Annotated in this window: 12 protein-coding genes; 9 read left to right on the top strand and 3 right to left on the bottom strand. The window is 54.1% G+C overall.

The features are described from left to right. Positions 1-122: 122 nt before the first annotated feature. The gene (locus tag SH678x_RS18275) at positions 123-1,649 is read right to left on the bottom strand and encodes a hypothetical protein (RefSeq protein WP_496919891.1); all 1,527 of its coding nucleotides are present in this window, start codon (positions 1,647-1,649) and stop codon (positions 123-125) included. 474 nt (positions 1,650-2,123) lie between these two features. Here SH678x_RS18275 and SH678x_RS18280 point away from each other — a divergent pair, with 474 nt between their 5' ends. The 5 genes from SH678x_RS18280 (at position 2,124) to SH678x_RS18300 (ending at position 7,618) form a co-directional block, all read left to right on the top strand. Next, a complete protein-coding gene (locus tag SH678x_RS18280) occupies positions 2,124-3,008 on the top strand; it encodes a sulfotransferase family protein (protein WP_496919892.1) in 885 nt (294 codons plus the stop codon). A gap of 104 nt (positions 3,009-3,112) precedes the next feature. Beyond that, positions 3,113-4,126 carry a GDP-mannose 4,6-dehydratase gene (gmd, locus tag SH678x_RS18285; protein WP_496919893.1) on the top strand — a complete coding sequence of 338 codons (1,014 nt, stop codon included), beginning with the start codon at positions 3,113-3,115 and terminating at the stop codon, positions 4,124-4,126. A gap of 13 nt (positions 4,127-4,139) precedes the next feature. Then, on the top strand, positions 4,140-5,144 hold the full coding sequence (locus SH678x_RS18290) for a GDP-L-fucose synthase family protein (protein WP_496923083.1): 1,005 nt from the start codon (positions 4,140-4,142) through the stop codon (positions 5,142-5,144). A 55-nt stretch (positions 5,145-5,199) separates the two neighbouring features. Beyond that, complete coding sequence (locus tag SH678x_RS18295; protein WP_496919894.1) at positions 5,200-6,507, top strand: glycosyltransferase family 4 protein; 1,308 nt, start codon at positions 5,200-5,202, stop codon at positions 6,505-6,507. Between the two features lie 121 nt (positions 6,508-6,628). After that, complete coding sequence (locus tag SH678x_RS18300; protein ID WP_496919895.1) at positions 6,629-7,618, top strand: NAD-dependent epimerase/dehydratase family protein; 990 nt, start codon at positions 6,629-6,631, stop codon at positions 7,616-7,618. Between the two features lie 87 nt (positions 7,619-7,705). On the opposite strand, the gene SH678x_RS18305 is transcribed toward SH678x_RS18300, so the two are convergent. Then, the gene (locus SH678x_RS18305) at positions 7,706-8,152 is read right to left on the bottom strand and encodes a heavy-metal-associated domain-containing protein (RefSeq protein WP_496919896.1); all 447 of its coding nucleotides are present in this window, start codon (positions 8,150-8,152) and stop codon (positions 7,706-7,708) included. Between the two features lie 116 nt (positions 8,153-8,268). Next, the gene (locus SH678x_RS18310; protein WP_496919897.1) at positions 8,269-9,000 is read right to left on the bottom strand and encodes a hypothetical protein; all 732 of its coding nucleotides are present in this window, start codon (positions 8,998-9,000) and stop codon (positions 8,269-8,271) included. Between the two features lie 329 nt (positions 9,001-9,329). Between SH678x_RS18310 and SH678x_RS18315 the strand changes: the two genes are divergently transcribed. From SH678x_RS18315 to SH678x_RS18330, 4 genes are all read left to right on the top strand, one after another. Next, entirely contained in the window at positions 9,330-10,142 is an 813-nt protein-coding gene (locus tag SH678x_RS18315) for a hypothetical protein (protein WP_496919898.1), read from the top strand. Between the two features lie 123 nt (positions 10,143-10,265). Continuing rightward, positions 10,266-11,678 carry an FHA domain-containing protein gene (locus tag SH678x_RS18320; RefSeq protein WP_496919899.1) on the top strand — a complete coding sequence of 471 codons (1,413 nt, stop codon included), beginning with the start codon at positions 10,266-10,268 and terminating at the stop codon, positions 11,676-11,678. A 118-nt stretch (positions 11,679-11,796) separates the two neighbouring features. Then, positions 11,797-13,857, top strand: a complete 2,061-nt coding sequence (locus SH678x_RS18325; RefSeq protein WP_496919900.1) for a serine/threonine-protein kinase — start codon at positions 11,797-11,799, stop codon at positions 13,855-13,857. Then, positions 13,854-14,801, top strand: coding sequence for a hypothetical protein (locus tag SH678x_RS18330; RefSeq protein WP_496919901.1), 948 nt, complete (start codon positions 13,854-13,856; stop codon positions 14,799-14,801). The genes SH678x_RS18325 and SH678x_RS18330 overlap by 4 nt, the downstream gene beginning before the upstream one ends. Positions 14,802-14,821: the final 20 nt, after the last annotated feature.

Raw genomic sequence — 14,821 nt, forward strand, 5'->3', positions numbered from 1 at the left:
TTATTAGCAGGAACCAGTCGTTACTTAACCGGTTCTCAGATGACTGGTCAACTTTTACCTTAATCTCGATGCTATTCGACTCTGTTAAGTTCGTCAAATACTTTATGGTCTGGGATCCGATTTCAGGGAATAGTCCGCCAAAATAAAGGCATGAAAAGCCAGATAATCGCCAAAATGGCGGCAGACGGCTCGGGGACTGCCCAGCCTTGCACCGCGGCCATTTGCGATGCCAGCGGGGGAGCCGACATCGCATAGGGATAATTCCAGGACAGTCCATTCTCGCTAGCCCAAATTAAGATATCAGTCTGATCGACGACTCCATCCTTATTCACATCAGTAGCTGCGTTGTAACCATACGACTGCTGCCATTGAGAAAACTCCAATTGATTGATAAGTAGATCACCATTGGCGTCAGCCAAATTCGTGGATGCCAGTCTTTGCCATAGCAAGAAATCACGTCCGTCCGTGTCGCCGTCGCCATCGACATCCGCTCCATCATTGAGACGATAGGAATTCTGCCAGTGCTGCAAATCAGAGGCTGTTAGCACACCATCATCATTCAAATCCAAGAGATGAAATCGTGCCTGGTCTTCAGAACTGAGCACCGATTTGTAATCACGCTGCCACCTCAAAAAATCCCGGCCGGAGACATGGCCATTGCCATCGGGATCGTAAGGATCGGTAATTCCCAACGATCCCTGCAAGATGGCCAGATCGCCTTGATCAACCACGAGATTGTCGTCAAAGTCAGTTCGCAGAGGCGCCGGCATATCAACCCCCGAGTATGCATGCTTGTCGAGCACGTCACGGATGGTTTCTAGAATCGCTGCTTTCTGGGCATCGTTGAGAATCGAAGAGCCGCCAAAAAAATCTGCAGGGACATCGAGTCCAGTTGGATACTGTCCTAAAATTGTCGCAAATGTTGTCGCACCGGCCATGAATCGACCGGCACCATAGCTGAGATGAAGGGCATCCCGATACATCTGATTGATGTTCGTAAATCCCGGAATCTGGCCGGCTCGCATCCTGACATCCAATTCGAACATGACTTCTCCCACGGGAATCATGTAGACATTGGCATCAGTTTCAGCGCGGACGTGTTCAATCAAATTATCGTAATATTCACGCCGCCGTACCATTTGTGAGTCCAACTCATCGGGAGATGGTGCCGTCCACTGAGTTTGGTAGGAAGCCGAACCACGTTGGGGCCAGGCTTGATAAATATAAAAATTCGTATTTTCATTTGCGGGGTTGGTTCGTGTCAGATTGATAAACGACAACACCGAATCAATATCTTCCCCTAAAGTCGTAAAGGGATCATTGCTAGGGTGTGGCTGAATGGTGACGACATCCCAGGCATTGTTGGGCAGCGCTTGAGTGTATGTACCGAATTCGTTCGGGTTCACTGACGTATCAGAGGGATTGTCGAGAATATTTCGTAGTGAAGAACTACTCCGAATGTGAAACCCCACTTCGTGATTAAAACCGCGACTTGCCGCAAACGCCTCCATGGATTCAGGCTGACTATCGAAAGTCAGGCTATTGCCGATGTGATACGACGTGGTCACGGCCTCAGCCTGGAAGTGGCCGTGCAATAAAAACACGGCAACGGCCATGAGAAACGAAGAGTTTGAAAGCACTTTGGTCATGCGGAGACAATTTGTGATGGATAGTCCGACAAAGTCCACTCTTTACGTACGCGACTTGGCCTGCCGGTGGATGTATGGGAAGGGCGCAGAAGAATCTGTTTAGCGATTAGCATCAACCTTGGTGTAGCAAGCGACTCTCTGCCGCAAGCGTGCGATTTCGCCAAACGGTTTAGCCCTAAACCGCCGCGATCAAGCCCCTCGATGAGTTCCCCAATTGGCCCGGGAACTGAATTCTTGTTCCGTTAGGAATTTGCCGGAGCGAAATCCCAGCCTGATTATAACCTTTGCCTCCAATTTATCAAACATTTGGCCTATTGCCGAATACCTACAGATTTGTCATCCGCGACGGACATGCGACACCCAAGAAACTCTCATTCGCTATGATCCGGGTAATCCGCACACAAGCGGCCGGTCATAGGAGACTATTGGCGTGAAACTCTGGAAGCAGCAGGAATCGGCTGTTATCCTCGAAAGATGGCCAGCGAACCCGACAATCCCTTTCTCGACCGCCCGATCGTGGTGATTGGCTCACCCCGCTCGGGGACGACCCTGCTCGGCAATCTGCTGGGTTCGCATCCTCTGCTAGCTCACCTCGAAGAACCACGGCTCACTTGGAAGTTTGGCAACGACGACAAATCGGACATGCTTCGTCCCGAGGACGCCCGGCCGGAAGTCTGCCAGCACATCCGCGCGACATTCGCCAAGGCCGTCCAAGCCGCTGGGCGACAGCGCCTGATCGAAAAGACACCGAGTAACTCGTTGCGAATGGAATTTGTCGACCGCGTGCTACCGGGTTGCCTATTCATTCATACGATTCGCGATGGTGTGGAATCGGTCCTGTCGATTCGGCGCTTTTGGCAAGAGCATGCCCGAGGCGTTCCGAAAGACAAGCTGGTGGAACGGCTCAAAGAAATCGATCTTAGACGGGCTCCTTATTACTTCAAAGAGTTTGTGCGACGAGTCATGCCGCAACAACTTTCGGGACTAGTCGGCAAACCCGTCTGGGGACCACGGCTGCCGGGGATCGACGGCATGCTTGAACAACTTGAACTGCTGGAAGTCTGTAGTCTGCAATGGCGGATGTGCGTGGAGCAGGCTTGTCTCTATGGTCGCCAACTTCCCTCGGACCGCTATCTGGAAGTTCGTCTGGAGGACATGTCGCCCGAGCTAGTTCAGCGTGTATTAGAATTTTGCGGTCTGGAGATGACCCCGGAAGTCCAACAGGGATTTCAAGAGATGTTTGATGCGGGGCTGACTACTCGGCGGAAAAGCCACGCCAAGCCGGATGATTTAGCGACGATTCGTCGGTGGATCGAGCCTACTATGGTTTGGCTGGGCCAAGAATTGCCCCCCAATTAAGGCTCCCCTATCAATTGCTCATCGATAAATGATCTGGATAATAGAATAATTGCTGTATTGAGAATGACTCTACCCTTACAACTCCCAATATACCCAATCAATTTATGACCAAACGCGCATTAATCACCGGCATCACAGGCCAAGATGGTTCCTATTTGGCCGAACTGCTATTGGCCAAAAATTACGAAGTCCACGGACTGATTCGCCGTAGCAGTTCGTTCAATACGGGCCGGCTCGACACGGTGTATCAGGATCCTCACAGTTCCGGTACGCACTTATTTCTCCACTACGGCGATTTAACCGATGCGCAAAGCCTCACCAACCTAGCGCTCGATATCGAGCCCGATGAGATTTATAATCTGGGAGCTCAAAGCCATGTGAGAGTTTCTTTTGATTCACCTGTCTACACCTTACAGGCAACTGGTGCGGGAACTTTGAATGTTCTCGAAGCGGCTCGCCAATTGAACAAGAAGAAGGAAGTGCGGGTTTATCAAGCCTCGTCGTCGGAGATGTTCGGTGAGGTTGTCGAGACTCCTCAAACGGAAAACACGCCTTTTCGTCCGCAGAGCCCCTATGCTTGCGCCAAGGTTTATGCCTTTCACCAGACGGTGAACTATCGCAAGTCTTATGGAATGTTTGCTTGCAATGGCATCCTCTTTAATCACGAATCTCCCCGTCGCGGCGAAACGTTTGTCACGCGTAAGATCACTCGAGCTGCAACTCGTATTAAGCTAGGCCTCCAAGAGAAGCTCTATCTAGGCAATCTCGATGCCAAGCGCGACTGGGGTTATGCCAAGGATTACGTCGAAGCGATGTGGCTCATGCTGCAGCACGGCGAGCCCGAGGACTTTGTGATTGCCACCGGTCAAACGCAGTCCATTCGCGATTTTCTGGATTACTGCTTCGAAGCCTTGGATCTGGATTGGCATGAGTACGTCGAAATCGATCCCCGTTATTTCCGGCCTTCCGAAGTAGATCTGCTCTTGGGTGATTATTCAAAGGCCAAGCAGCTACTTAACTGGGAGCCTAAAACAACCTGCAAGCAACTTGCAGAGATCATGATCGCAGCGGACTTAGAACTCGCGGAACGAGAAGCCAGCATGGCTTCTGCTCGCTAATTAACCGGCCAAGATATCCGTTTCGTCGCTCGCCCATTTTGACGGGTCACGCACTATGTATGAACTCACTGACAAAAAAATCTTTGTTGCGGGCCACCGGGGCATGGTCGGCACCGCTGTCAGGCGAAAGCTGCAAGCCGTCGGTGCCAACAATATCGTGATCCGCACCAGGCAAGAACTTGACCTGTGCAATCAGCAAGCGGCAAATCAATTCTTTGCCGACGAACAGCCCGATGTTGTCGTCTTTGCGGCCGCGCGCGTGGGCGGCATTTTTGCCAACATGACTTATCCGGCGAGCTTCATCTACGAAAACCTCGCCATGGCAGTCAACTCAATCCATGCGGCTTATGCGCATGGTTGCCAGCGGTTTCTCTATCTGGGCAGCACTTGCATCTACCCTCGTGAAGCCCCCCAACCCATGCCCGAGAGTTGCTTACTGTCGAGCCCTTTGGAAACAACGAACGAAGCCTATGCTATCGCGAAAATTGCCGGCTTGAAGCTTTGTCAGTATTATCGCCAGCAATATGGAGTCATGTTCCATTCAGCCATGCCGACGAATCTGTACGGCCCTGGCGATAACTATCATGCGGAAAACTCTCATGTTCTGCCGGCACTTATTCGCCGCTTTCACGAAGCGACGGTCGAGCAATCCGAGGAAGTCGTGATTTGGGGCACCGGCAAACCGCGGCGTGAATTTTTGCATGTCGATGATTTAGCGGAAGCAGTCACATTTCTGCTCCAAGTGGATACGCCCCCTGATCTGGTCAATGTTGGAACTGGCGAAGACATCAGTATTCAAGAAGTGGCAAAACTGGTGGCCGAAGTTATCGGCTATCGCGGCAAGATTACCAACGATCTGTCCAAACCCGATGGCACGCTGCTCAAGCGTACGGACACGAAACTGATTAACAGCCTAGGTTGGCGCGCTAAGATTAACCTGCAGGAAGGCTTGGCTGAGACGTTTCAGGACTACCTCCGAACGAGAGAAGCCAGCGAACTTCGTCAAGTTGTCATGTAATCAGATATCGTACGCCGCTATCAAATCTAGCTCGATAACAAAACCTCAATTGATCATGCCTAAACCCGTCGTGCTCGTGCTGTCTCAAGTCTATTCGCCGGACACCCCGGCGGTGGGGCAATATATGCACGAGGCTGCGCGAGCGATCGCCGAGCGCGGCCACTACGTGCGAGTTTATACATCGTCACGCGGTTATGAAGATCCTTCTAAGCACTTCCCAAAGTACGAGGTCCTGGATGGCGTTAATATACGCCGCTTACCTCTCTCAAGTTTTGGCAAAGGCTCGATCTTGATTCGCCTCATCGGTGGTATCAGCTTTACCTTACAATGCCTCTTCCGCGGGCTATTCACGCGAAACTTGCAGCATATCGTGGTGAGCACGTCGCCACCGATGTGTCCCTTGGCCGCGGTGGTGATCAACATGTTTCGCGGCACGCCAATTACGTATTGGGTGATGGACCTCAACCCCGATCAAATGATCGAGCTGGGCAAAGCTTCGCCAACGTCGCTGCAAGTCCGGATCTTTGATTGGCTCAATCGACAAATTTTGCGTCGAGCACAGACCGTGATTGCTCTCGACCGCTTCATGGCGGAGCGACTCAACCGCAAGGTGGAGATCGCAAATAAACTTGTTGTCTTTCCGCCCTGGCCACTTGAGGATCACGTCGAACCAGTTCCACACGCTGAAAATCCGTTCCGCAAGGAACATGGCCTCGCAGGAAAAGTCGTCATCATGTATTCGGGTAATCTCTCGATTGCCTCACCCGTTGATACACTGCTCGAAGTTGCGAAACGAGTTACCGATTTACCCAATTTGTTGTTCTTGTTTATTGGCGGCGGATTACTAAAAAAGCAACTCGATGAACTCATCGAACGCGAACAGCCAGTTAATATTCGTACGCTCCCCTATCAACCGATTGAAAATCTGCGCTTTTCACTCAGTGCGGCGGATGTCCATCTGGTTGCCGTGGGTGAAAAGATCGTTGGCATCTGTCACCCTTGCAAAGTCTACGGTTCGATGGCAGCGGCACGTCCCATTCTTTCTTTGGGACCCGCGGAATGTCACGTTTCAGATATTCTGGCCCAAGGCGAGATTGGTTGGGCCATTCATCATGGCCAGGTCGAGAATGCCGAGCGCGTCATTCGGGAAATTTATCATACGAGCGAAGCACAGCGCATGGAAATGGGCCGTGAAGCACGCGATCTCATTGATCGGCTCTACAGCAAACGTCTTCTCTGTGGACGTTTCGTCGATCTTGTCGAACATGGCCCGCAAACTGATGCAGTCTCACCAGCTCCCACAACTCAACCTCACCCAGATCCGCCTGAAACAGCAGCTCGTCTCTCAAAGACGTTGAGCTAGCTTTATGTCCTGCCCATAGAATAAGCAAGCATCTATAATTTTGTATTCTTGAGTTGAACAGGGCTGTGCGCAGTCGTCCCACGCAGCCCAGGACCCTTAGAAATGTTAGGAACATAGTCGGATGAGCAAGAAACCCATTCTCGTAGCCGGTGGTGGTGGATTCATCGGCGGGAATCTGGTCGCACGTTTGTTGAAAGACGGTTACAAGGTGCGCAGCGTCGACGCCAAGCCGATGGACCAGTGGTATCAAGTCTTTCCCGATGCCGAAAATGTTGTGGCTGATTTGAAACACATCGACGAGTGCCATAAGGCCTGTGACGGCGTGAGCGATATCTACAATCTGGCCGCCGACATGGGGGGCATGGGTTTCATCGAAAACAACAAAGCCTTGTGCATGTTGTCGGTGTTGATCAACACCCACTTGCTGCAAGCCGCGTTGGCCGCCAAGGCCGATCGTTTCTTTTATGCCAGTAGTGCCTGTGTTTATAATGCTGACAAGCAAAAATCAGAAGACGTCGTGCCGCTCAAGGAAGAAGACGCTTATCCGGCGATGCCTGAAGATGGCTACGGCTGGGAAAAGTTATTCTCGGAACGGATGTGCCGCCACTTCCGCGAAGATTTTGGGCTCCATACTCGGGTGGCCCGCTTCCACAATGTCTACGGTCCCTATGGTACGTGGGAAGGTGGCCGCGAAAAAGCTCCCGCCGCGACCTGTCGCAAGATCATTCACGCCAAAGAGAATGGCGAAACCGAAGTCGAAATCTGGGGCGACGGCAAACAGACCCGCAGCTTCATGTACATCGACGATTGTGTGAAAGGTATCCTCGCGATCACCGACAGCAACATTCTCGAGCCAATCAACTTGGGTTCCGATGAGATCATCACCATCGAAGGCCTCTACGACATGGTCGAAGAGATCGCCGGCATCAAGCTCAAGCACAATCATGACCTCAAGGCCCCCAAAGGTGTGAATGGCCGCAACAGCGACAATACCAAAATCACCGAGTACTTGGGCTGGGCCCCGAGCATCCGTCTGCGTGACGGCATGAAGAAGACTTACGATTGGATCTATGGCGAATACATGAAGAAATACGCCACGCAAACTGCGTAAGGTAAGGTAATCGTTACTGAAACAAAAAAACGCTAAGCCGCGAGCGACGCTTGCGGCTTAGCGTTTTACTTTTTAAGGATTATTGATTCAACCCTTTTTGGTTTCTTCCGCCGCATGATCGTGCTGCGTCTTCTGCGCGGCCTTCTTTGCCTCGGCATCGGCTTCGATCACGCCCGCGGGACCGATCAACTTGATTGGCAGAATCCCTGACGCTTCCGTGGCTGCCCACAAGGCCTTGGGATCGACTTGCTTGTTCTTTTGCGGGGTCACGATCGTGACGTCGATCTTAATATCCGACCGCACCTTCACGACACCTTTCACGCCGTAGAGCTTGCGTGCCACCTTCTTGGCACACCCGGCACAATGCATGTCGCCCACGAAGATCGCTGTCTCGCCATCACGCAGCTTGAGAGCCTTCTTCACCGCGGCAATGTCGGTCGATTCCGAAAACGGTGCTTCCTCCGCTGCAACGACTGGCAGAGTCACTAAACAAACAAGTAAAGCAAACAAACTATAGCGAATGAACGATTGCATGTCATGAATTCCTTTTCTAAAGAAACCAACCACAAAGCCACGAAGGTCACCAAGAAAGAACTAATGATCTTCTTTGTGACCTTCGTGACTTTGTGGTTAAGTAAAAATGGTTGAGTTTACTTACGAACGTAAACACCCGTGGCTTTGACCACGAGCATTCCCCCTTCGAGGACTTGGGCGGTGCCCTTGACTACTACGGTGTCGTTCTCTTTCACGTCGAACAACTGGCGTGCATCCACAGGGATCGGTTTGCCATTCTCATCGACGAGTCGCACCATAGCGAACAATTCCGAATTCTCTTCCGCATGCGCGGCACAGAAAGCACATTCCTCACCCGGGGCATGTACGTGACCTTCTTCGGCATGCTCGGCGACGGCTTGAGGATCGGCGAGAAAGAAAATCGCAAAATTGGTCGCAAAAGGAAATTCAGGTTGCGTTTCTTCCCAGGGATTGGCGAGCCCACCCACTTGGCCGACCATGGCAACTTCCTTCGCTTCCGTGGGATACTCGTGATCGTGATGCGCATGATCATGGTCATGCTCTTCGTGATCGTGGTCGGCGTGTTCTTCCCCTGCGGCATGGTCGTGATCCGCATGCTCGTCATGCTCTTCGCCCTCTTCGTGGGCATGCTCCTCGGCCGCGTGATCGTGTTCTTCTTCGGTGTGCCCCAACAAAACTTCACGCACCTCGTAAACCGTCTGTACCCCGTCGGGCTCGGCGGCGAGCGTGAATTTGTCCTTGTGCTTTGCGAGCAAGGCCGGGTCGACGGTCGATTTCGTGCAACCAACTTGGCCCGTCAGCATCACTGCCAGGGTTAAGAGAACAAAACAAACCAAAGGGCGAAGCATGGCTTCCTCGCGAGGGGGATGGGCAGGATAGGAATTTGCGGAAATTCGGGCAGCCCAAGAACGCGGCCACCGCCTCCAAGGTCTCAAAAAGACTCGTTTTCAGGCATTTCGTCAACACCGGTCAGCGCGCACCGCGGGCCACCATCTGCGGCTAGTACGAGAATTCACGCCTGAGGGTTCAGAATTTTCTGTCCGATCCAGCCAAGATCGCCCCCCAAGCTGCGAAATCCTTCTTAGGTGGCCCGACACGTCAGACGCGCCATCACGAGATTTTCCGGATTCAGCTTGGCCATCGCGGCCAGGGAAAACAGTTTTGGAGGGCGTAGGCCATGTTCAGAAAACTTGTCTTTGGTGTGTTGTTGGTGGGGCTCTTAGGAGGCTTGGTGCTGGGAAAAGGGGCGTGGAGCTACCTGACAACCGGCTACGAGCGTGCGAGCCAAACGGTCGAGGATACCGTCCCCTTGGATTTCCAGATCGATCGTGCCCGCAAAATGGTCCGCGATCTTGAACCCGAAATTCGCCGCTCGATGCACGTGATCGCCAAGGAAGAAGTGGAAGTCGAATCGCTCGACAAGCGGATCGAAACCGCCGAGAGCAAAGCCGGTAAGGAAAAATCGGAAATCATGCGTCTGCAATCCGATTTGCAAACCGGCGACAGTGTCTTCCGTTACGCGGGCCACAGTTATTCGGCCGATGAGGTGAAGCAAGATTTGTCGCGTCGTTTCGTGCGTTTCAAAACGTCCGACGCCACACTCGGCAGCCTCACCGACATGCGGAACGCCCGTCAACGAAATCTCGATGCTGCTCGTGAAAAGCTGGCGGCGATGATGAGCGCTCAGCGTCAACTGGAAGTCGACGTCGAAAACTTGGAAGCCAAGCTCAAGCTCGTGGAAGTCGCGCAAGCTTCGAGCGATCTCAAGCTCGACGACAGCCACTTGGCTCGTGCGAAGGAACTGATTGTCGACATCCGCACGAAGCTCGACGTGGCCGCCAAGTTGGCCAATGCGGATACCAACTTCAAGGATGAGATCCCGCTGGACGAACCCGCTGCCGAGGACATCACCGAGCAGGTGGCCGAGTACTTTGAGCTCGACCAACCTCGAGATGCCGAAGTCGCTGTAGTGAAGTTCCAAGAAAAGTAGGTTTCCCCAAACCCAGCGAGCGGGGGATGTTAATCCCCTGCAATGATTAAGTTAAGTCCCCCCGCTTTCAATTGCAGGGGACTTACGTCCCCCGCTCGCCTTTGTTTCCATGGATGAAGTTCTATGTTTCCCGCGTGGCGTATGAAAATCCGAGCCGCTCAGGTCGCCCTCAAGGAAGGACGCTGCGACGAGGCTTCCGCGCTCTTGCGACGAGAATCGCTGCGTGGTTTTCTCCCCGCCAAGCGACTCTCTCATGAGGTGGCTTCGCAGTTGGTGGATCGTGCGGGCCGCAAGCTGGCAGCCGGCGATAGCGTTGCGGGCTGGCACGACATTCAGCAAGCCTTGCAGCTCGACGGCAGCGAAGACCTAGTCAATCGCTTTCGCGAAGAGCAAGCTCGGCTGGGCCTCGAACAAACCCGCCGACTTTTGGAATGTGGAGAAACCGCCTTGGCCGAGCGACAGATCGCCAAACTCGAACAACGCCGACTGGGCGGGGATGAGCGACGACGCTGGAAGCTCGTCGTTCATCTCATCTCTCAAGCCAAAGAGCAGGCCCACGTCGGCGAGTTCACGATTGCCTGCGAATTGCTTGATCGAGCCACACGGTTGTTGCCCTCCGAGAACGATCCGCTGGCGAGCGAAATCACGGTGCGCCAGCAACTGTTGATGGAAAATGCCAACAAGTTACGTGCGCTCTCACCCACCCTCCATGCGGCGGTCGCGAGCGAGAATTGGGCCGAGGTACTCACGCGGGCCGACGCGCTGTTAGAATTAGCAGCTAGTTACGCCCCCGCGTTAGAAGCCCGTCGCCGCGCCTGGCAAGCCGTCGGCATGAAAGCGCCGGCCAAACCGTTGGCTCAATTTGCCCAGCGCCGCCGACAACCCGTGTTCGCCACCACGATTGCTTGGCGAAAAAATGGCAGCGACGACACGATGACCACTGAACACACTCGCGGCAAACGCTTAATCGCTTGGATCGATGAAGTCGGTGGATTTCTCATCTGCTTGGGGAACGAGGTCGTTATCGGCCAACCGACGCCGGGGAGCGAAATCGATATTCCCATCCGGGCCGATCTTTCCCGCCGCCATGCGACGATCCGCCGCGAAGGCGAAAACTACATCCTCACGCCCATTCATCAAGCCAAAGTCGACGGTCACACGATCGTCGGTCCCACGTTGCTGCGTGACGGCTCGCTGGTGGAGCTTGGTGACTCGCTCAAGTTGCGATTCACCAAGCCCCACACGCTGAGTGCAACTGCCGTGCTCAAGATCGAGTCGAAACACAAAACGGAACCCGCCGTCGATGCGGTGGTTCTGATGAGCGAAAGCTGCGTCCTGGGTCCCAAGCAGCACAGCCATATTCGCTGCTCCGCGTGGGAAAGCGATTTGGTGCTGTTTCGCCGCGGCGAGGAAGTGCAATTTCGCTCGAAAGAGATTTTGGAGTTGAACGATCATCCCGGCTGCACGAGCGGCACAATCGCGGCAAATTGCCGCCTGGCGGGAGAAGAGTTCGCCCTGAGCTTTGAAGAGGTTTGAGAAGAGCCGCCCTATCAAGGTAAGATAAACAAGAGGTGCCCAGCCGAGTGATACGTCAGTTGGTTCGGCACCACCAGCACAGGTAAAACCCGTGTTCGCCCTAGCATCCAAACCGAAAATGAACGTCCAACCCCTTAAATCTGAGTCCGAAGATCGGCCCCTGGGGGCTGATCCCAAGAATGGTGGGCGTTTTACCTATCCCAGCGGTTCGCGGCCACTCGACGGTTACACGATCAAACGTGGCGTCGGTCGCGGCGGCTTTGGCGAAGTCTATTACGCCGTGAGCGATGCCGGCAAGGAAGTCGCCCTCAAGCTGATTCGTCGCAACTTGGACGTCGAACTTCGCGGCGTGACCCATTGCTTGAATCTCAAGCATCCCAACTTAGTCGCGCTGTACGATATTAAAACTGACAACAACGACGACCGCTGGGTTGTGATGGAATACGTCTCGGGCGAATCCTTGGAAGACGCCATCAATCGTCACCCGCACGGCATGCCGGCGGAACTGGCGATTGAGTGGTTCTCTGGAATCGCCGCGGGTGTGGCCTATCTGCATGACCACGGCATCGTCCACCGCGACCTTAAGCCGGCCAACATTTTCCTCGATGAAGGCACCGTCAAGATCGGCGACTACGGCCTATCGAAGTTTATTTCCTGTAGCCGTCGCAGCGGGCAGACGGAAAGCGTCGGCACGGTCCACTACATGGCCCCCGAGATCGCCAATGGCCGCTATGGCCGCGAGATCGATACCTATGCCTTGGGCATCATCCTGTATGAAATGCTCACCGGCCATGTGCCGTTTGAAGGTGAAAGCGTCGGCGAAGTGCTGATGAAGCATCTCACGGCCGAGCCCGATTTAACGGCGCTGGGTGAACCTTACCGCGACATCGTCAAAAGCGCGATGACCAAAGACCCGGAAACTCGCATCCGCAGCGTGGCTGATATGCTGGCTTCGATGGGGGCCGCGAATCCGCCGAGTGTGACCAACAACGTCGGCGTCAACTACAACGCCGCCACGGAAACCACGGGACCCTATTCCGAACCCAATCCGCAGCAGCCGACCTGGCGTCCGTTCATGGGCAACGCCCCGCAGCAGGAAGCTGACTATGAGGTCGAGGAGCCGATCGCGGCCTTCGTCAAGCAAGGCGCGGAGATTCTGCGCAAACTCTATGCCGAAGTTCCGCTGCCACAGTTTTTGAAAATGATCATCGTCGCGGTGATCGTTGTTAATATCGTGAGATCGTTCTCGCTATGGGTTCCCTACGTGATACCCGTGGCGATGACCTACTTCGTTTACTTCGCGATCTGGAACGTGGTTGTACAGCCCTCGCGGCCTAAGAAGCGCACGTTTCATCGGGGTCCCAGTTATCCTCCGGCCGGTTCTTCAAACAACATGCCCGCGATGCCGGTCGCTGGCCTTTCTCCCACAGAGAACGTCACAAAAAAAGAAGCTAAGCGCCGCCGCAAACAAAGTATGCAGCGGCAACTCCGCGATCATTTGGCCGCCAAGTCGTTCAATCAGCGCATGACCGAAATCGTCGGGAGCATGTTCCTGGCGGCGGTCGTCTGCTCAATTGCGGCGCTGGTGATCTGCTTGATCGCCGCCGATCCGTTCAGCACGGAATTGTTTGTCTGGCTCGCGGCCGTCGGTTCAATCGGCTGTTGGGCGATCATGGTCCCCGCCAAGCTATCCGAAGGCAAGGTCGAAGATCAGGCTCCGCTGCGATTTATTCAACTGCTCACCGGTGCCGCCGTCGGCGTGTGTGCCTGGGCGATTGCCGATTGGTTGATGCTTCCGCTGATGCAATGGAACAGCTGGGGCGTCTGGCCTAATGAAAGCTTGATGAGCAACACCGTGGGGCTCGCCGCGTTTGGACCCAAAGAAAATGCCGCGGAGTCCGTGCGCACATTGCCCCTGCAAATGTTTGCCGCGTACTTTGCTTTCCTATTTGTGCTGATCGCCTGGTGGGAGCAAACCGAAGCGACTCGCAGCCCTCGCGTGAGCATCTGGACCATCGCCTGGTGTGGTTTGGTGGCGTGGTTGCTACACTTCATCTTCTGGTTCCCCCAACCCCTGGGACTATTGCTCGCGGCCATCATCGCTTTCACGTTGCAGTTCGCCACCCCCTGGCTCTCGCCCAGCCGTCGCCGTGCGATTGCCGATCAGGGGGTTGTATGATGATTTTTGCAGCATTTAATCTCAGTTGGGTTGAGTTCTCAGTAATACTGGTGGTGTTGGTTTTCTCCGCGTTATTAATCGCCACATTTGTAGGATCATTCGTTAATTACAAGAAGCGAATGCCGTTCGCTCCGATGTTGGCCTGCCTGCTCATAGCAGGTTGGGGTTTCTTTGGTATTCGCGCCGATGACTCGCCCACGGCGATCACTCCCGTCGCACACGCCATCACTGCCAAAGCCGAATCCGCCTCCGATCCCACGCTCGATGCCCTGTGGGACCAAATCACCAAATCTCGCATCAACCTAGATGGCGCCGACGATTCCGCACCGCTCGCTGATCCCAAGGATGAAGTTGCCAAAGAGACGGTAAAAAAGTTCTTTGGGCTCGATGAACAGGGAGAGCTACCGCCGAATTGGGTCATCCATCCCCCAAAACGTGTCGGTAAGGTCTTGCGTGAAAGCGTGGCCTCGGACCCCTTCGTCACGCAAGCCGAATGCCGCCGGCAATTGGAGGAGGTACAACTCCCTCAAATCGTCGCCCGTCAAATCGGCTATCTCGCTTCCGCTAAAATAGGACACACCATCACGGTCGATGACCCAGTGTCAGTCGGCGTGGGGCTCGATTACATCTTCCGCGAAATCTGCCGCGACGAATTCACGACAACGATCGATTCCTCGGTCGGTAATATGAAGAAGGTTCACGTCCTCGTGGAATTCAACCCCAAGGTCGATCAGTATCTGCTGGACTCTTGGTTACGGCAGGAACGGCACCAGCGACTAGCTTCGTTTGGTAAGCTGTTCGCCATGTCCATCACCGGCCTCGCGGCCGTTTATGGGCTTTTGCGATTCGACACGTGGAGCAAAGGTTACTACAGCAAGCAGTTGCTCGTGGGGGGTGTACTTGCGATAATCGCTGTTGCCGTTTTTTTGTTGAGAATTAGCTGATCTTCCATGCGACTTTGCCG

The organism is Bythopirellula superficialaquae (assembly GCF_059632245.1).